The 18,778-nt window shown below is 36.0% G+C and carries 14 protein-coding genes and 1 pseudogene; 8 read left to right on the plus strand and 7 right to left on the minus strand.

The window, feature by feature from the left end; genetic code table 11:
* Positions 1–279 precede the first annotated feature (279 nt).
* The gene (locus ACIR310F_RS0110620) at positions 280–1,515 is read left to right on the plus strand and encodes a glycosyltransferase family protein (RefSeq protein WP_028083815.1); all 1,236 of its coding nucleotides are present in this window, start codon (positions 280–282) and stop codon (positions 1,513–1,515) included.
* Between the two features lie 29 nt (positions 1,516–1,544).
* Complete coding sequence (locus tag ACIR310F_RS0110625; protein WP_028083816.1) at positions 1,545–4,598, plus strand: Eco57I restriction-modification methylase domain-containing protein; 3,054 nt, start codon at positions 1,545–1,547, stop codon at positions 4,596–4,598.
* Between the two features lie 8 nt (positions 4,599–4,606).
* Here ACIR310F_RS0110625 and ACIR310F_RS0110630 read toward each other — a convergent pair whose 3' ends face one another.
* Positions 4,607–4,984: a hypothetical protein gene (locus tag ACIR310F_RS0110630; RefSeq protein WP_028083817.1), complete on the minus strand. Its 378-nt coding sequence runs from the start codon at positions 4,982–4,984 to the stop codon at positions 4,607–4,609.
* A 168-nt stretch (positions 4,985–5,152) separates the two neighbouring features.
* Between ACIR310F_RS0110630 and ACIR310F_RS0110635 the strand changes: the two genes are divergently transcribed.
* Together ACIR310F_RS0110635 and ACIR310F_RS0110640 are read left to right on the plus strand one after the other, a co-directional pair.
* Complete coding sequence (locus ACIR310F_RS0110635) at positions 5,153–5,530, plus strand: hypothetical protein (RefSeq protein WP_231387485.1); 378 nt, start codon at positions 5,153–5,155, stop codon at positions 5,528–5,530.
* Positions 5,527–6,114, plus strand: a complete 588-nt coding sequence (locus ACIR310F_RS0110640) for a hypothetical protein (protein WP_028083819.1) — start codon at positions 5,527–5,529, stop codon at positions 6,112–6,114. The genes ACIR310F_RS0110635 and ACIR310F_RS0110640 overlap by 4 nt, the downstream gene beginning before the upstream one ends.
* Before the next feature lie 64 nt (positions 6,115–6,178).
* Here the strand turns inward: ACIR310F_RS0110640 and ftsH are convergent, their stop codons facing one another.
* Positions 6,179–8,092 (minus strand): ATP-dependent zinc metalloprotease FtsH, encoded by a 1,914-nt coding sequence (ftsH, locus tag ACIR310F_RS0110645; protein ID WP_028083820.1) that lies wholly within the window; start codon positions 8,090–8,092, stop codon positions 6,179–6,181.
* Positions 8,093–8,219: 127 nt separating this feature from the next.
* Positions 8,220–8,791, minus strand: a pseudogene (locus ACIR310F_RS22135) (NUDIX hydrolase).
* Between the two features lie 95 nt (positions 8,792–8,886).
* On the opposite strand from ACIR310F_RS22135, the gene ACIR310F_RS0110655 reads away from it, so the two are divergent.
* Together ACIR310F_RS0110655 and ACIR310F_RS0110660 are read left to right on the plus strand one after the other, a co-directional pair.
* Complete coding sequence (locus tag ACIR310F_RS0110655; RefSeq protein ID WP_028083821.1) at positions 8,887–9,939, plus strand: dipeptide epimerase; 1,053 nt, start codon at positions 8,887–8,889, stop codon at positions 9,937–9,939.
* A complete protein-coding gene (locus ACIR310F_RS0110660) occupies positions 9,923–10,969 on the plus strand; it encodes a DUF1611 domain-containing protein (RefSeq protein ID WP_028083822.1) in 1,047 nt (348 codons plus the stop codon). Before ACIR310F_RS0110655 ends, ACIR310F_RS0110660 begins: the two co-directional genes overlap by 17 nt.
* On the opposite strand, the gene menH is transcribed toward ACIR310F_RS0110660, so the two are convergent.
* Together menH and ACIR310F_RS0110670 are read right to left on the minus strand one after the other, a co-directional pair.
* Positions 10,956–11,780: a 2-succinyl-6-hydroxy-2,4-cyclohexadiene-1-carboxylate synthase gene (gene menH, locus ACIR310F_RS0110665; protein ID WP_028083823.1), complete on the minus strand. Its 825-nt coding sequence runs from the start codon at positions 11,778–11,780 to the stop codon at positions 10,956–10,958. The two genes, ACIR310F_RS0110660 and menH, sit on opposite strands and share 14 nt — an antisense overlap.
* Before the next feature lie 25 nt (positions 11,781–11,805).
* Positions 11,806–12,177, minus strand: coding sequence for a metal-sensing transcriptional repressor (locus ACIR310F_RS0110670; RefSeq protein ID WP_028083824.1), 372 nt, complete (start codon positions 12,175–12,177; stop codon positions 11,806–11,808).
* A gap of 202 nt (positions 12,178–12,379) precedes the next feature.
* Here ACIR310F_RS0110670 and ACIR310F_RS0110675 point away from each other — a divergent pair, with 202 nt between their 5' ends.
* Entirely contained in the window at positions 12,380–13,591 is a 1,212-nt protein-coding gene (locus tag ACIR310F_RS0110675; protein ID WP_028083825.1) for an HhoA/HhoB/HtrA family serine endopeptidase, read from the plus strand.
* Positions 13,592–13,920: 329 nt separating this feature from the next.
* Here ACIR310F_RS0110675 and ACIR310F_RS0110680 read toward each other — a convergent pair whose 3' ends face one another.
* Both ACIR310F_RS0110680 and ACIR310F_RS0110685 read right to left on the minus strand, forming a co-directional pair.
* Positions 13,921–14,139 carry a type II toxin-antitoxin system HicA family toxin gene (locus ACIR310F_RS0110680; protein ID WP_028083826.1) on the minus strand — a complete coding sequence of 73 codons (219 nt, stop codon included), beginning with the start codon at positions 14,137–14,139 and terminating at the stop codon, positions 13,921–13,923.
* Between the two features lies 1 nt (position 14,140).
* Entirely contained in the window at positions 14,141–14,386 is a 246-nt protein-coding gene (locus tag ACIR310F_RS0110685) for a type II toxin-antitoxin system HicB family antitoxin (RefSeq protein ID WP_028083827.1), read from the minus strand.
* Positions 14,387–14,649: 263 nt separating this feature from the next.
* On the opposite strand from ACIR310F_RS0110685, the gene ACIR310F_RS0110695 reads away from it, so the two are divergent.
* Entirely contained in the window at positions 14,650–17,052 is a 2,403-nt protein-coding gene (locus tag ACIR310F_RS0110695) for a GH116 family glycosyl hydrolase (RefSeq protein ID WP_028083829.1), read from the plus strand.
* Positions 17,053–18,778 lie beyond the last annotated feature (1,726 nt).

Below are 18,778 nucleotides of genomic sequence, written 5' to 3' on the forward strand. Positions count from 1 at the left end.
AAGATAATTTGGTAATTCATTGTATTGACAAATAAGGATCTTTCCATACTGAGTGGGTTTCCAAAGGTCATTATCCATCTATTTACAGGGATAATGACCTTAATCTGTTAAAAGCTAATTGTTATTTGATTTTGTGATGAATTTGATTAACTATGATACAAAACTTTAGATACTTTGTCACTATATCTCATTGAGATTCTAATTTATAGATTCCGTTTTGTTCTTTTGATTCATTATACCAGTATAATCATATTTTATAGCTGATGAGGTAATAATTAAATGACTCCAGTAGATATTCTAATTCTTTCCAATGGACCTGGGGAGGTAACAACCTGGGTACGTCCTGTTGTTAAAGCATTGAGAGAACAATTAGGACATGATATTTCTCAGGTCAGAATTTCTGTAATATTATCACCTTGTCCTCATGCTAGTGGTAAAGAAACTGCTATAGCTTTGGGTTATCCAGAGGTTGATAGAGTTCAAGCACCAGAACATTTCTGGCAATTTTTACTGTGGGGAAAAACCGCTGAAAATTGGCAATGGAGAAATCAAGGTGTGGTTATATTTTTAGGTGGTGATCAAATTTTTCCCGTTATTTTTGGTAAAAAGTTAGGATATAAAACAGTAGTTTATGCGGAATGGGAAGCACGTTGGCACAATTTTATAGATAAATTCGCCATTATGAAAGCACAAGTTGCAAAAAATGTTTCTCCAAAATATGCAGATAAATTTACTATTGTTGGTGATTTAATGTTAGAACCAGCAGAGAATGAAATCACATCTAAAATTGAAAGTTCCCAATTCTTTAACATTATTGGACTTCTACCAGGTTCAAAATCAGCGAAGTTAACTCAAGGTGTACCTTTAACTTTAGCTATTGCTGAATATATTCACAGTCAATTACCTCAGACAAAGTTTTTTATTCCTGTTGCGCCAACTTTAGATCTACCAACTTTAGCCAGTTTTGCAAATCCTAAGAATAACCCATTTACAAAAGTATTTAATTTTCAAGGTGCTGATTTAATAGATAATTATTTCCTAACTTCTACAGGTTTAACAGTAGAATTAAAACAAGAAAATCCCGCTTATCATTTATTGTCTCAATGTTCCATTTGTTTAACTACAGTTGGTGCAAATACCGCAGAATTAGGAGCGTTAGCAGTACCCATGATTGTATTATTACCCATGCAACAATTAGATGCAATGCGTTCTTGGGATGGTTTACCAGGAATATTAGCGAATTTACCGATATTAGGCTCTTTTTTTGCTAAAATAATTAATTGGTGGATGTCAAAAAATAAGGGTTTATTAGCTTGGCCAAATATTTGGGCGCAAGCAGAAATTGTACCAGAATTAGTAGGTAAATTGCAACCAGAGGAAGTGGGAGAAATGGTTCTAGATTTGTTAAAAAATCCAGAGAAATTAGAGGCTATTCGTCATAAATTACGCAGTGTGAGGGGTGAAGGTGGGGCTGCGAAAAAGTTGGCAATTTTGGTGAAAAAAGAGTTATTATAGACTTATATAAAACTAAGATTTTTTCAGCTATGAAAGCACCTGATATTATTATTCAACTTGTTGAACATTTTCACTCTTCGATAGAAGAGTATCGTGCGGGAGGAATTAATGAAACACAAACTAGAATTGAATTTATTAATCCTTTTTTTGCTGCTTTAGGGTGGGATATTAATAATGAACGACAAATTTCTGATATTTATAAAGACGTTGTTCATGAAGATTCTTTAAAAATTAGCGACGCAAACAAAGCCAAAGCACCTGATTATAGTTTTTGGGTTGGGGGAACAAGAAAGTTTTTTGTGGAAGCGAAAAAACCCGCTGTTAATGTTGGTAATAATATGAGTGCGGCTTTTCAAGTCAGACGTTATGGCTGGTCTGCAAAATTACCTTTAAGCATTTTAACAGATTTTGAAGAATTTGCAGTTTATGATTGTCGAATTATGCCAAATAAAAATGATTCTCCATTGATAGCGAGAATCAAACATTTTCATTATACAAAATATGTGGAAAAATGGCAAGAGATTTATGATCTTTTTTCTAAGGAAGCTGTCTTAAATGGTTCTTTAGAAAGATTTGCAGAAACCAAAGTTAAAGCTGGGATTACTGTTGATCAAAAATTTCTCCAAGAAATTGAAATTTGGCGAGAAAATTTAGCTGCTAATATTGTTTGGAAAAATCCCCAAATTCAACAAAGAGAGTTAAATTTTGCTGTGCAAATGACGATTAATAGAATTGTCTTTTTACGCATTTGTGAAGATAGAGGAATTGAACCTTATCAACAGTTATATAATTTATTAAAGTTGGAAAATTTTTATCAAGAATTAGGGCGGTTATTTATCAATGCAGATTATCGCTATAATTCGGGTTTATTCCATTTTCAAGGTGAAAAAGGACGAGAAAATCCTGATGATTTTACTTTGAATTTAACTATAGATGATGCTATTTTAACATTAATTATTAGAAAACTTTATCCTCCAGAAAGTCCTTATGAATTTTCTGTGATTCCTGTGGAAATTTTAGGACAAGTTTATGAACAATTTTTAGGTAAAGTCATTCAAATATCTGCAAGTCGTCAAGCAGTTATTGAAGATAAACCGGAAGTAAGAAAAGCTGGAGGTGTTTATTATACTCCTAGTTATATTGTTGATTATATTATTAAACAAACTATTGGTAAGGTTTTAGAAAATAAGAAACCAGAAAAAATCCAAGATATAACAATTCTTGATCCTGCGTGTGGTTCTGGTTCTTTTTTAATTGTGGCTTATCAATTTATCCTAGATTGGTATTTGGAACAATATCTGCAAAATCCCAAGAAATACAAAAATAAGTTCTACCAAATTTCAGATCATCAATGGCGTTTAACCGCAAGTGAGAGAAAGCAAATTTTATTAACTCATATTTATGGTGTTGATATTGATCAACAAGCGGTAGAAACAACTAAACTATCTTTGTTATTAAAGGTATTAGAAGGAGAATCAGGAGAAACAATTACCAGACAATTACAGTTATTTAAAGAACGGGCTTTACCTGATTTAGATTATAATATTCAGTGTGGTAATACCTTGATAGACGGAGAATTTTATCAACATACTCAATTAAATTTTTTAGACGAAAATACGGCTTATAGAGTTAATATTTTTGACTGGAAATCAGCTTTTTCTGCTATTATGAAACGAGGTGGTTTTGATGTAGTTATTGGTAATCCTCCCTATATTAGAATCCAAGCTTTAAAAGAATGGGCTGCTTTAGAAGTTGAATTTTATAAACAACAGTATGTTTCTGCTAGTAAGGGAAACTATGATATTTATGTTGTCTTTGTGGAAAAGGGATTAGAACTATTAAGAAAAGATGGCTATTTAGGTTTTATTTTACCCCATAAGTTTTTTAATGCTCAATATGGGGAATCTATCAGAAAATTAATTGCTGAAGGTAAATATCTTCATAAAGTAGTGCATTTTGGAGATCAACAAGTGTTTCTAAAAGTTTCAACTTATACTTGTTTGCTTTTCTTGAGAAAATCAGAACAATCTAATTTAGAAATGGAAAAAGTTACTGATTTAATAGATTGGAAAAATAATCATAATAGTCAAACAGGAATTATTAATCATTCGTTAGTTTCTGGGTTAGCATGGAATTTTATCCTGGGAGAAGATGCTAAGTTATTTGCAAAATTACAACAAATTAAATCTAGACTAGAAGATGTAACAGAAAGGATTTTTCAAGGAATTAAAACTGGTGCTGATAAAATATATATCGTCGAAGAATTATCACGAGAAGATAATTTAATCCAGGTTTTTTCAAAACAAAAACAAATAGCATACTGGTTAGAATCTAATTTACTACATCCTTTGATTAAAGGTGGTGATAGTAAAAGATATTTTTTGTCTAAAACTAATAAGTTGATTATTTTTCCCTATATGCTTAAAAATAATGATTCCATGGAATTAATTTCTATGAATACCTTTGAGAAAGAATATCCTTTAACCTGGAATTATTTACTAGATAATAAAGATTATTTAGAAAGTAGAGAAAATAGTAAAATGTTAGGAGAAAATTGGTATGGATATAGTAGATTTCAAGCTTTAAATGTCATGGCTTTACCAAAAATATTTACTCCTGATATTGCGACTGGTTCATCATTTACATGGGATAAAACAGGGAATATCTTTTTTACGGGTGGTGTCGCTGGAGGATATGGAATTTTAGTTAAATCTATTTATTCATGGGAATACATTTTAGGATTGTTAAATAGTCAAGTCCTAGAATTTTATCTCAAAAAATCATCTACATCAATGAGAGGTGGTTACTATAGTTTTGAATCTCGGTTTATTCGCAATCTTCCGATTAAAATTATTGATAATTCTCAAATTACAGAAAAGCAAAAACATGATTTAATTGTTAATTTAGTACAACAAATGCTTGATCTTTATCAACAACTCAATCAAGCAAACACACCCCCAGCCAAAAGAATGATTCAGCAACAAATTCAAGCCACTGATAGACAAATCAATCAATTAGTTTATGAACTCTATGAATTAACTGATGCAGAAATAACTATGATTGAAAGTATTCAAAGTACATAAACTTAAATTTATTCTTCCCCTTGTCTGCGTCCTAATTCATATACACCAGCACCCATACAAACAAGTATTCCAGTGCTAACTCCCCAGCTATTACCTAAACTGATATCTAAAATCCAGTTAGATAAACCACCAAATATTAAAAAGGGGAAAATGCTAAATAGTGAAGCATAAAAGGAATTTTGCGCTTCTCTGGCTGGACGAGTCTTGTCAAATTCTGATTGACTAGTGTATAGGAAACGTTCAGCAAAATTAAACCAGCGGTTGAGTTGTGTCGTTACCCATTCTCTAACCTGTGAAAAACTCAAATATAACGCTAAAGCCCATAAACAAGTACCAGCGATCGCAACTTTATCTATTTCAAAGCGAAAAGGCAATATATCAAACATAGCATAGTTTAACTCTCCAATTGCTAATTTTAGCGTTTATCTGTCACTAAATCCCACCATGGGGAGATTTTTATGGACTGGTTAGGGAATGCCTTGTGTAAAGTACGGTTATTATTTATGCTGATCCTGAGATAGTGCAATTAAGTTAGGTAAAAGTGAGTCGTTCTTTTGTCTGTAAATTCTGATGAAATGTTTTTTGGAACATTAACTAATCAAGAGTATGATGTTGAATATGAGAAAGTTGATATAGTCAGAAAACATATCAGTAAGTTTAATGAGTTCTTACCCAACCAAAACATGATTGATAGACTACAAACAGCTTTAGATTTGGGACAGAAAATATGTAATTCTGATGCTAGTTTTTACTTTCATGAACTAAAAGAAGCAGAACTCATGGAAAAAGGTTATGATTGGTATACGGCACATTCTATGGCCATAGCATATTATAGTGTATCACCATACAGTTTATATCATCCTGAAGTAATTAAAGCTTACCCAGAAGATTTTAACAGAAATTGGCGAAAAGCTTGGGGGATTGACTCATGATCAAAGTATTAGATTTAGGTATCACCGGAAAAGCTCGGATTTGGAATAACGAATCATTTTATTTTCCTGGAGATTTTCGACCTGTTTTCTATCCTGTTGTAGATGAAAAAATAGAGGTCATCCTTGAAAGTGCAAAGATGGGTTTATTCTCTAAAAAAGAAGTAATGATAGAGATATTAGCACCTCTAGGGGCTAGGTTTTTATATGGCTGCTTGGGGGCTACATTTGAGCCAAATGATTCGGGTAAATTAGTCTTGAAAGTAGCAGTTTCCACTGAAGTGGAAAGAGAAGTTAATTCTTCCCTTGCATTATCATTAGATGTGGTGAGAGTTGGGATACCAGAAGAATATGCAGATAGTGTTTTTAATGGTGCAAAATTGAAACTGCAAGAACCGGGAATTAGTTCAATATTTGGTTCTGGTGAAATTTCTTTTAAATGGGGTACATTTGGAGAAATTGGATCTTGTAGATCATTTTTTCACGATCTTGCATATACAGTTATTGAGGTAATAGTGGGAGATAAAATTCCTGCTAATTACAATGTTAAACCACCATTTAAAAAAGTTCTGGAACAATCTTTTTGATGTTTTTCTTAATCAGAAAAAAGTAGAGATGTTCCATGGAACGTCTCTACAAGAATTATCTAAATTAATAAGGTACGGCTACCGGCTCATTAGTTTTTAGTTGAATTGCAGTATTATCAGCGACAATTTTCCGAAAAACATCACCGTCAATAGTTTCTTGTTCTATCAACAAATCAACCACCCGCTCCAAAATTAAACGGTTTTCCTGGATGATTTCCTTAGCTTGAATATAGCATTTGCTGACAATTTCCCGAACTGTAGCATCAATTTTAGCAGCAATTTCCTCCGAATATTCAGATTTATTCATCCAGTCCCGGCCTAAAAATACCTCATTATTATTTTGATTTTCCAAAGAAACTGGACCTAAATCAGACATTCCAAACTTTGTTACCATTTGTCGAGCCATATTAGTCACCTGTTGTAAATCATTTCCCGCACCGGTAGTCACCTCTGCTTGACCAAAAACGATTTCCTCCGCTGCACGACCGCCCAAAGTTGCCGCAATTCGCGCTAAAATCTGGGAACGGGAAATTAAACCCTGTTCTTCATTGGGAGTAAACCAAGTTAAACCTAATGCTTGTCCTCTGGGAATTAAAGTGACTTTTTGCACAGGATCATGATCCTTAACCAACGTACCTACCAAAGCGTGTCCCACTTCATGATAAGCAATGAGGCGTTTACTTTTGCTATCTACTAAAGCAGTTCCTTCCATACCCGCAACTACTCGATCTATCGCATTATCAATTTCTAAATCGGTGACTGCTTCCTTGCGTCTTCTGGCTGTCAAAATAGCAGCTTCATTCAGTAAATTAGCTAAGTCAGCACCAGTAAACCCAGGAGTTCGTCGGGCGATCGCCGCTAATGATACACTAGGGTCAATTTTCTTATTTTGAGCATGGACTGTCAAAATTTCCTCTCTTCCCTTCAAATCTGGAACGTCCACAATCACCTGTCTATCAAAGCGTCCTGGACGTAACAAAGCCGAATCTAGAACATCAGGGCGGTTAGTAGCAGCAATAATAATAATCCCCGTATTTCCCTCAAAACCGTCCATTTCCGTTAATAGCTGGTTAAGAGTTTGTTCTCGTTCATCATTTCCCCCACCAATACCCGCACCCCGTTGTCTACCTACCGCGTCAATTTCATCAATAAAAATGATACAGGGAGCATTATCCTTAGCTTTTTTGAACAAATCTCGCACACGGGAAGCACCCACACCAACAAACATTTCTACAAATTCTGAACCAGACATACTGAAAAAAGGTACACCTGCTTCACCCGCAATAGCCTTTGCTAGTAGAGTTTTCCCAGTTCCCGGCGGTCCAATTAGTAACACACCCTTGGGAATTTTCGCACCTACAGCGGTAAATTTTTCCGGCTGTTTTAAGAAAGTCACAACTTCCTCTAATTCTTCTTTAGCTTCATTCACTCCTGCGACATCAGCAAATTTGACCCCGGTTTTTGCTTCCATTTGAAAGCGGGCGCGAGATTTACCAAAACTCATGGCTTGGTTAGAAGCATTCGCAGAACGACGCAGGAATAATATCATTAAAGCCACCAGGGGTAAAATCCACATGAGATTAATTAACAACCCCACAGCAACCCTGTTTCCAGCGGAGGAAACCTCACCAAAATCAACATTTTTTTCCCTAAGTTTATTCACTAATTCTGGATTTTGCTCTAAAAGGCGCACCTGTAAAGGAGGTGTATTTGGCTTTTGTCCAGTTAAATAAACCCTAGCTATCTGCTCAGTTTGATCTAATTCTACCTTTTTAACTTCGCCTTTATCCGCCTTCTGAATTAACTCCCCATAAGTTAAAGAATTACGCTCTGTTTTTTGCTGCGCTAAAACGGGACTAGAACCAACTATACCAGGTAACATCACCAACCCAGCAGCTATCATACCAGTTAAAACATGAGTTGAAGATGAACCTGATAAATGCTGTTTCATCAAAAAATTTTTGTGCAAATTTTTCATAATAGTTATCCTTTACGCCTGTTTTTCTGAGAACTTGTCATATCTAGAAATTACAGTTTCCTGATCTAGTGTAACTGCCAGACTTGATTATTAACAGGTGATAAGACAGAAGGTGACAGGTAACAGCTTATATTGTACTAGGAAGAATAGAAGACCTATTGCTTAAACCCAAGAAAAGAGCCGCGAGTTCTAAGTTACAGAGATTTCACCTTCAGCAATGCACTTAAATACTGAATTTACATGAATTAAAATTACTTCTATTTCCTCAGTAATATCCAGATTTTGTTGTTCTCCTACTTTCACCACATTTTCCGCTAAAAATAAATGTATTTGATTAGTGTCTTTACTCGGTTTATCATAAAGCGTTGCGATTTTTCGCACATCTTCTGCCCAATAGCCCGTTTCTTCGCGTAATTCCCTGACTGCTGCGCTTTCTGGATTTTCTGTATTTACGTCAAACCTACCCGCAGGAAGTTCCATGACAAATTCCCCTATAGCGTGTCTATATTGACGCACAAAAATAATCTCTTGATTTTTAGTAATGGGTAAAATTATGGCAACATCTGGTTTTATACTGATAAAATAGTCGTCTATGATTTTACCATTTGGCAATTCTATCTGATCTTGTCGAATTTGACACATTGGCTCATCTATGACCATTTTTGAGCTTAGTATTTGCCATTTCTGTAAATTATTCATAATTTCATGACCGAAAATATGGGATACAAGCCCCGTCCTTCTAGGACGGCTTTTCTTGATTCTTAATATACTCCTTTTCCCGATTTTATATACTTATGCAAATTAATTTTCAACCCTTTACCGTTAATAAACGATTTCCCTTAACAATTAGTCGCGGAACAACAGCACAAACAACAAATGTATGGTTAAAAATCGTACAAGAAGGGATTGAGGGTTGGGGGGAAGCATCTCCCTTTGGGGTGGGTAATTGCAGACAAACTACTGAGCAAATTATAAATACTATAGAGCAAATTATACCTATATGTCAGAAATTTAGCCCTTGGCAAAGACAGGAAATTGAGTCACTATTAGAACAAATGCAAATTCCTTCTGCTGTGAAAGCAGCCTTAGATATGGCATTACAGGACTGGCTGGGTAAGCGCTTAGGTTTACCTTTGTGGCAACTTTGGGGACTAAATAAAAGTGCTATAGTATCAACATCGGTAACAATTGGGATTAATTCCCCAGCAGGTGCTAAAGCCAGAACCCAAGACTGGTTACAATTTATGGATGTGCAGTTATTCAAAGTCAAATTAGGTTCAACTCAAGGAATAGAAGCAGATCAAAAAATGCTTTTAGCCGTACGGGAAGCGACAGGGAAAAAAGATGTATTTGTTGATGCTAACGGAGGTTGGAATTTAGCAGATGCTATTAATATGTGTAGTTGGTTAGCTGATTTAGGGATAAAATACATAGAACAGCCCTTAGCAAGAGGTGAAGAAGCAAATTTAGCTAAGTTGAAAAAACATTCCCCCTTACCCATTTTTGCGGATGAAAGTTGTTTTACTAGTGCGGATATTCCCCAATTAGCTGATAATGTAGATGGAATTAATATTAAGTTAATGAAATCTGGGGGAATTACCGAGGCCATGCGAATGGTACATACAGCCAAAGCTCATAATTTACAAGTGATGTTTGGCTGCTATTCTGATAGTTCTCTGGCTAATACCGCCGCTTTACAACTTGCACCACTAGCTGATTATTTGGATTTAGATAGTCATTTGAATTTAATTGATGATCCTTTTAGCGGTGCGCTGGTAGAAAATGGGAGAGTTTTGCCAAATAATTTACCTGGTTTAGGAGTAAAATACAGTGCGTCTGTCGCTTAATCAAAAAATAGCAATTCTTCTCCATGAGGGAATTACTGGAGTTAAAGGAAAAACAGGGTTATCAATTTTACGCTATAGTGAATCCCCTATTGTGGCTGTAATTGACAGAGAATCTGTAGGTAAATCTTTAGTAGAGTTAACAGGTATTCAACGAGATGTGCCAATTGTGGCATCTATAACAGCAGCATTACAGTATAAGCCGGAAGTTTTAGTAATTGGGATTGCTCCCAAAGGTGGTGCTGTTCCTGATGATTATTGGGCTGATATTCAAGATGCTCTCAAAGCTGGAATGTCCTTGGTAAATGGATTACATACACCCCTAGCGAATATACCTGAATTAAATGCCCTCCTCAAACCAGGACAATTAATTTGGGATGTACGGAGAGAACCAGCCAATTTAGATGTAGCATCTGGTCTGGCGCGAACTTTACCCTGTCGCCGAGTTTTGACAGTGGGAACAGATATGTCCATTGGAAAAATGTCCACTAGTCTAGAATTACATCGAACGGCTAAATTATGGGGTTTACGTTCTAAGTTTTTAGCTACTGGTCAAACTGGGTTAATGTTGGAAGGAGAAGGGGTGGCTTTAGATGCTGTGCGGGTAGACTTTGCGGCTGGTGCGGTGGAACAGTTAGTCATGCGTTTTGGTCAACATTACGACATTCTGCAAATTGAAGGACAAGGTTCTCTTTTACACCCCGGTTCAACGGCAACTTTACCGTTAATTCGCGGTTCTCAACCTACACATTTAATATTAGTGCATCAAGCAGGACAAACTCACAACCGTAATAATCCCAGTATACCGATTCCCCCATTACCGGAAGTGATCCAAATGTATGAAATCGTTGCCCGTGGTGCTGGTGCTTTTGGGAACGTTAATGTGGTGGGTATAGCTTTAAATACCAGGAATTTAGAGGAATTAGAGGCAAAAAATGCGATCGCCCAAATCATAACAGAAACCGGACTACCTTGTACAGATCCCATTCGTTTCGGGGCTGAATTGTTGTTGAATGCAGTTATGCAAAATTAGAAGAAGGGGAGAAAAAATATTGAATATTCTGCACAAATGCTAAAGTATTTTCCAGGTGAATATTATGTCCAACATCATGAATTATTTGTAATTTAGCAAACTTACATTTTTCAGTTATTGCTGTATTAATATCAATAAATTTTTGATCTTTTTCTCCCACCAATAATAGGAGAGGAATAGTATTTTCTGTGAGTAATTCCCATAAACAAGGTTGAGAACCTGTTCCCATAAACTGCAATGATTTGACTAAATTTGGGGGATGATTTGTTAATCTACTTGCGATCATAAATTGATATTGAGGATGATTTTTAATGTTTCCAAAAACCTGTTGTTGATACCAATTATTGAGAAAGTGATAAAAATCATCTTTATTGATCATTCTCGTTAATTTCCTAGCTATTTGAGCATCACTTTTAATTCTAGCTAACCTGGCCATTTCTGTTGCTAAACCAGGAGAAGCAGATTCTAAAATAACCTTAATAAACCTACTGGGAAAATGGAGAGTGAGATATAAAGCTAATCTTCCTCCCAGAGAATAACCAATTAAATAACATTGGTCAATTTTTAATTGATCTAATAATTGTATAATGGCCGTGGCTGTAGATGGCATGGTATAGTATTCATCATCTAAAACCTGAGTTTTTCCATGTCCAGGTAAATCAATAATCAGATAGGAAAAATCATCAAATAGTAATTTTATAACTTGATCAAATTCATAAATATTACCCATAAAACCATGTAAAAATAAAATTATTGGTTTATGTGCATTTTGATTTAAAAAATAGTGAAATTGATATTGATTCCCAGTCATAGATACCGCAATTAAAAGTTAAGAATTAAGGTAAAAATCTATCTAAAGCAGCTTTTAATTGTTCAATTTCCGATTCCATATTACCTTCTTGGGCAGCCCTAGCGATACACTCAGTTAAATGTTCATCTAGCACAATGCGTGCTACCTTATCTAATGCACCACGGACAGCCGCAATTTGTAATAATACATCAGGACATGAAGTATTTTGTTGTACCATATTTTTAATACCACGTACATGGCCTTCTATGCGCGAAAGTCGGTTAATAATTCGCCGTAAAGACTCTTCACTGTGGACATGAGAATGTGTATGATCTGTATGATTGTGATGGTGTGAATGGTCTCCTGGCTCTAATGTAGCTAGGGATTCGTTAGTTAGTGGGTTTGCTCCATTATTCATGCTATTATACTGATATTTGTTTTGGCATTTTGGCATTAACTAGTATTTTAGCTTGAAAAAAATAGATTCCACAACATCAAAGAAACTTAAAATTGAGTCAAAATGTCAATAAACAGAAATTGTGAATCTGATCTGTAAAAATAACTGTAGATAGATTTATCAAGAAACAGCAAAAATTAGGCTTGTAGATTAGGTTGTGATTATGCGATTTCCCCAAATATCCCCGTCTATCCGACAACTCAGTACTCATATTTTAGCGATTTTTATGGGAGTGCTGTTAACTGTTACCTCCTTGCGGGTGTTACCTTCAGTAGCAGAACCTAGTCCTAACCCTGTCACGGAGTCATTAACAAAAGTGGCTCAAAAGCCATCTTCCGCTGCGGCTGCGATTGGTGGTCATAGTTTTGTGACAACAGCAGTGAATCGCGTTGGAGCAGCGGTAGTAAGAATTGATACAGAAAGAACAATTACGCGCCGCAATGATCCTTTTATGGAAGATCCCTTTTTTCGGCGGTTTTTTGGTGATAGTTTTCCCCAACAATCACCGACCGAACAGTTACGGGGTTTAGGTTCTGGTTTTATTATTGACAAAAGCGGTGTCATTCTTACCAATGCTCACGTAGTTGACAAAGCTGATAAAGTCACAGTCCGTCTGAAAGATGGTCGCACTTTTGAAGGTAAAGTCCGTGGTATTGATGAAGTTACAGACTTGGCTGTAGTTAAGATTAATGCTGGTAATGATTTACCCGTAGCACCTTTAGGTTCTTCTCGTAATGTTCAGGTGGGAGATTGGGCGATCGCTGTTGGTAATCCGTTAGGATTTGATAATACCGTTACTCTGGGCATTGTCAGCACCTTAAAACGTTCTAGCGCTCAAGTTGGTATCAGCGATAAACGGTTAGACTTCATTCAAACCGACGCAGCGATTAACCCTGGTAACTCTGGTGGACCATTATTAAATGGTTTAGGAGAAGTAATTGGAATTAATACAGCAATTCGCGCTGATGCCATGGGTATTGGTTTTGCAATTCCTATTGACAAAGCTAAAGCGATCGCTACTCAATTACAACGCAATGGTAAAGTAGCTCACCCCTACTTAGGTGTACAAATGGTGACATTAACACCAGAATTAGCAAAACAAAATAACAGTGATCCTAACTCCATGTTTACGATTCCTGAAGTCAAAGGAGTTTTAGTCTTGCGGGTTGTTCCTAATTCTCCCGCTGCAATTTCAGGTATCCGTCGTGGAGATGTGATTGTGCAGATTGACAATAAAGCTATCACCAGTGCGGAACAATTACAATCTATAGTAGAAGACAGTACTCTGGGTCAAGCGTTGCAGGTAAAAGTCCAAAGAGGTAATCAAACACAAATACTTTCAGTTCGTACCGCTGAATTGAAAGACCTTTCTTAGTTAGTTTTATGGGGTATGCTTCAGCGTACCCCAGGATGTATTGAACTAGAAACTGCTACTAATCAGAGATTATTTCTACATACATACTTCGTTTGTATGACTATGAACCGGGTTATTTTGAATAAAACATACATCAAAGAGAGAACAAAAGCAAATTAGGCTCTCCCAGACTAGATATGAAAACTTAATACTTAATGCTTGCCTAAATTAATTATGTAGCAAGAGATTAAATAAAATCAAAGTCAATATCAATTTTTATTAAATCTGTTATTTTTTTCTCATAAAATCGTTGTACAATAGGGTTTTCAAGCATTATTAACAAAATTATTCTATCCTCCTAACCATTCTTCTCTAGAAACTCCAGCTTGTCGTAATAACCTGGATAACAAACCTACATTAATATCACCCTCATGAGGATTAGGAATAATAACAGTTAAATCATCCCGTCGCATTTGTGGATGTTTCCCACCAGCATAAGGTCCTTCAAAACCTAACTCACGCAAACGCTTAACTAAATAATTCCAAGAAACAGGTGTTAATCTATGCATTCTATACAGATTGTGTAATTTGATTTAAATTAATATCCTCAATTACAGGAATATCTAACCCCAAACGTAAACGCAAAGCCAACCAATCACTTAACGCCTCTCTTAACTCACGCCGACAACCTTCTAAAGTTTTATAATTTGCCCATACTCCCTGTAAATCGGGAATTTCACCCCAATAAGTACCATCATCTTCAACAATTTCATAAACTGCTAACTCCATTGCTTTATCAATGTAACTTGCCAACATTTTTACTACTTCCTTATCACTTGAGTCATCATAGACTTATTTCATTTATTGAAATAACATTCATATTATCACATATTAAATATCTAATAAATAAAATTCCTATCCATAACCCAAACCTTAACGCCTTTGCGCGAAACAAAAACCCCTCTTCCTCTCTGCGCCTCTGCGTCTCTGCGTGAGAAAAAAACAACCTCATAACTACTTGAAAAAAAGCACATAAACAGCTACCCTGCATTAACATCAAAAACGTAATTTTCACAACCATGACCAACCACCCCCAAATACCTCCCTGCACCTGGAAACGTCCCATTGGGCTAGGCTGGAATCAGCCCTACACCGTCCGTTATCCTAGTAATATAGATGATGGTCCCTGGCACGGAATGCCCCTTGGTGGCTTTGGTGCAGGGTGTATAGGACGTTCCTCACGGGGAGACTTTAACCTGTGGCACATTGACGGGGGAGAACATACTTTCAAAACTGTTCCTGCTTGTCAATTTAGTATCTTTGAATCTGGCCAAGCCTACGCATTATCTACCCAACCTCCAGAAGATGATACACTACAATCTTGGCAATGGTATCCACCTTCCTCTGTGGACCTTGAGGGGTTGGGGGTGAGGTCAGGAACTTATCATGCACTTTATCCTCGCAGTTGGTTTGTTTATGAAAATGTCTTCAAAACTCAATTAACCTGTGAGCAATTTTCGCCAATTTGGGCAGATAATTATCAAGAAACTAGTTATCCTGTGGCGGTTTTTTTGTGGAAAGCGCACAACCCCACAAATGCACCAATTACTATTAGCATCATGCTAACTTGGGAAAATATGGTGGGTTGGTTTACTAATACTTTAAAATCTCCCGAAGTGCGAGTTAGAGATGATGGTAGTCCTGTTTATGAATATCAGCCAGCCTGGGGAAAAAGTCAAGGAAATTATAATTGTTTAGCAGAAGATGATCAATATTTTGGTTGTGTTTTCGGTCAGGTTTCTGATAATCAAACTGTTCAAGAAGGGGACGGAACTTGGTGTATTGCGACGACAAAAAATTACCCGGAAAATAACCAGGTTGAAATATTTTATCATTCCCGTTTTAATTGTTTAGGTAATGGTGCAGATATTTGGCAAAGTTTCTCGGAAAATGGTTCTTTACCTAATTATATAGATGAAACTCCCGCAGATGAAAATTCTAGATTAGGCGCTGCAATTGCGGTGCGTTTGACTTTACAACCAGGAGAAACTTTAGAAGTTCCCTTTGTCCTCAGTTGGGATTTTCCGGTAACAGAATTTGCCGCAGGAGTGAACTATTACCGCAGATATACGGACTTTTTTGGGTGTAATGGTGAGAATGCTTGGCAAATTGCTACTACTGCTCTCAAATCATATCATAATTGGCGATCGCACATTCAAAATTGGCAAAATCCTATTTTAGAAAGACCAGATTTACCCAACTGGTTTAAAATGGCTTTGTTCAACGAACTCTATGATTTAACTAGTGGAGGAACTCTTTGGAATGCAGCCTCAGAAATTGACCCCATTGGTCAGTTTGCTGTGTTAGAATGTTTAGATTACCGTTGGTATGAAAGTCTAGATGTGCGGTTATATGGTTCTTTTGGGTTATTAATGTTATTTCCTGAACTGGAAAAATCAGTAATTCGCGCCTTTGCTAGAGCAATTCCCCAAAGTGATGATACAACTAGAATTATCGGTTATTATCTCACCATTAAATCTCAAAGTCCCCTGGCAGTTCGTAAAGTCGCAGGTGCGACACCTCACGATTTAGGCGCTCCCAATGAACACGTTTGGGAAAAAACCAATTACACTAGTTATCAAGATTGCAATCTTTGGAAAGATTTAGGTTGTGACTTTGTTTTACAGGTATATCGAGATTTTTTGTTGACAGGTGCTAATGATCTTGACTTTTTAGCAGATTGTTGGGATGCTATTGTGCAAACTCTCGATTATGTGAAAAAATTTGATCTAGATGGGGACAGTATACCGGAAAATTCTGGCGCACCTGACCAAACTTTTGATGATTGGCGATTAAATGGTGTTAGCGCCTATTGTGGTGGTTTGTGGTTAGCTGCTTTAGAAGCTGCTATTGCCATCTGTGATATTTTATCACAACATCAAAACACAACAACACAAAAATCAATTTATCAGCATTGGTTAAATCAATCAAAACCAGTATACCAAGAAAAGCTCTGGAATGGCAAGTATTACCGTTTAGATAGTGAAAGTGGTTCTGATGTGGTTATGGCTGATCAATTGTGTGGGCAATTCTACGCTCGTTTATTGAGTTTACCAGATATTGTCCCCAGCGATCGCGCTTTGTCTGCTTTGAAAACTGTCTATGATTCCTGTTTTCTCAAGTTCCAAAATGGTAAATTTGGCGCTGCTAATGGTGTTCTTCCCAATGGTTTACCAGAAAATCCTCATTCTACCCACCCTCTGGAGGTTTGGACTGGAATTAATTTTGGTCTAGCAGCCTTCCTGGTGCAAATGGACATGAAAAATGAAGCAATGCGCTTAACTGAGGCTGTGGTCAGGCAAATTTACGACAATGGTTTGCAATTTCGCACCCCGGAAGCTATCACCGCTAATGCTACTTTCCGCGCTAGTACCTATCTCCGCGCTATGGCTATTTGGGGAATTTATTTGCTGATGTGTTAATTTTAGTATTCTTAGGACTTACGCACAATTCACGGAATTAGAAACCACGCAGACCCAAAGGAAACGAATAAAAGAGAGTTTTTCGGAGATTTTGCGTAAGTCCTGATACTCTAATTCGTTGAAGCTCTTTTATTTTCCTGTTATTTCCGGAATTTAGTGAAAAAATCAGTAATGGTAAGAGTTAAGGAATTTTAATCTGAAAACCTATGTTGGAAAATCTGTCTCTTTTCCCTAATTAAATCAGGGTTTGCTCAAAAAATCTCAAACTTTTATCCTCCCCCCTACTCTAGTGTGTCCCCTGTCCTCCTGGGTTCTTTTCAAGTATAATTTTATTAATTTTCACTCCCAAAGCCACTGAAAAATCAGAAATCAGTAATTGTGTTTTACAGAGTTTGTGCCTATAATGGCACATTTGAGCGATGATCTGTCAAAGTACATTTTTTACCCAGGTTCGCAAAAAATAATCACCAATTCCCTACTTCATTTCGGGTTATGGGAGATAAAAAGATTGAAGTTATCTACTTAAAAAAAACTCTCTCCTCTAGTTGGAAATAAATTCAGAATTTATCAGTAGACTTCAATCATCTAAGAATACAAGTAGTTGCACGCTAGATGAATAAGGCTAGGACAGCAGCAGCTTTATCAATCTATTTGGTCAGGTTGGCCAGGTTCAAATGCAGCTGCTATCTATGACACCTATTTTCAGTTATAAGTTCCCGGTTAGTTTGAAGATCATGAAAGTTTTGATCTTAATTCAGCTTTGACTAAGTGCAGCGTATATCACCCTGCAATTCTTTTCCCATGACTGAAAAATTTATAGAAACTTCAACAGCCTTGGGAGTTATACCTTAACCTCTTCATTGTTATTTGTCAAGCAATTTACTTTTGTATTCCCAAAGTCAAACAGCAGCAATTTATATACTGGGATTTTCAGAAGTCTTCATATTTCTATAATTACTTAAATATACTTATTTAACCTGGCTTATATACCGAAGTATCCGCTTTTCATAGCTAACACCACACTCCGCTATCAGAATCATCAGCAATAATTGATATTAAATAATAATAGTTATTCCTACTCAATCAGTTTAATAACTATCACTGCAATCTCACTTATTCCTATAACTTATATATAGATAATTACTCAGTCTGTTATTTAATTAAATGCCAATATTATCTCATAAATAAATGAGATAATAACTAAATGTTTCTGCTGATACGGCTTTTCCTGTTCACAAATGAACGGATGGATTTTTGTATTTGAATAAAAATCTACCAGTAAATTAAAATAATATTCCCAATCTGGGCATTAACAATAAATTAAAATAACGATACTTTAATTATTTTTTTAGCAGTTATTTACACCTGTTTTTAGGATATTTATTGAGGACATAGAACCTTGTAATCCTTATGCAGTAAAGACTTTGTTAAAAAAATTCATAAATAATCTACTTTGTAAACATCAAAAACTGTTGAATACAAATAGGATCTTTTGTTGATAGATATATAGTATTTGCCATTGTCTAGATGCTAATAACATAGATAGAAGACATTGCTAGTATTTTTGCTTTACATAACGATGATAGCATCCGCCATTGAGATTAAAGTGGGGGGTAACACCCCTCATTTTTTGCTCAGGGGGGTCAAAACTTAAACCTGCACAAGAGATGGGTAAATCTCTAGATAAGTTGAGTAAATTTAACTTAAATTTTGCTAGTTTGGCAGA

The organism is Dolichospermum circinale AWQC310F, assembly GCF_000426925.1.
Lineage (GTDB): Bacteria > Cyanobacteriota > Cyanobacteriia > Cyanobacteriales > Nostocaceae > Dolichospermum > Dolichospermum circinale.

What these genes read in the sequence shown, in the direction of transcription:
- menH (WP_028083823.1), bottom strand. Translation starts at nt 11,780, where the DNA reads ATGACTGGGAATCAATATCAATTTCACTATTTTTTAAATCAAAATGCA.
- ACIR310F_RS0110655 (WP_028083821.1), top strand. Translation starts at nt 8,887, where the DNA reads ATGCAAATTAATTTTCAACCCTTTACCGTTAATAAACGATTTCCCTTA.
- ACIR310F_RS0110695 (WP_028083829.1), top strand. Translation starts at nt 14,650, where the DNA reads ATGACCAACCACCCCCAAATACCTCCCTGCACCTGGAAACGTCCCATT.
- ACIR310F_RS0110675 (WP_028083825.1), top strand. Translation starts at nt 12,380, where the DNA reads ATGCGATTTCCCCAAATATCCCCGTCTATCCGACAACTCAGTACTCAT.
- ftsH (WP_028083820.1), bottom strand. Translation starts at nt 8,092, where the DNA reads ATGAAAAATTTGCACAAAAATTTTTTGATGAAACAGCATTTATCAGGT.
- ACIR310F_RS0110670 (WP_028083824.1), bottom strand. Translation starts at nt 12,177, where the DNA reads ATGAATAATGGAGCAAACCCACTAACTAACGAATCCCTAGCTACATTA.
- ACIR310F_RS0110630 (WP_028083817.1), bottom strand. Translation starts at nt 4,984, where the DNA reads ATGTTTGATATATTGCCTTTTCGCTTTGAAATAGATAAAGTTGCGATC.
- ACIR310F_RS0110625 (WP_028083816.1), top strand. Translation starts at nt 1,545, where the DNA reads ATGAAAGCACCTGATATTATTATTCAACTTGTTGAACATTTTCACTCT.
- ACIR310F_RS0110640 (WP_028083819.1), top strand. Translation starts at nt 5,527, where the DNA reads ATGATCAAAGTATTAGATTTAGGTATCACCGGAAAAGCTCGGATTTGG.
- ACIR310F_RS0110680 (WP_028083826.1), bottom strand. Translation starts at nt 14,139, where the DNA reads ATGCATAGATTAACACCTGTTTCTTGGAATTATTTAGTTAAGCGTTTG.
- ACIR310F_RS0110685 (WP_028083827.1), bottom strand. Translation starts at nt 14,386, where the DNA reads ATGTTGGCAAGTTACATTGATAAAGCAATGGAGTTAGCAGTTTATGAA.
- ACIR310F_RS0110620 (WP_028083815.1), top strand. Translation starts at nt 280, where the DNA reads ATGACTCCAGTAGATATTCTAATTCTTTCCAATGGACCTGGGGAGGTA.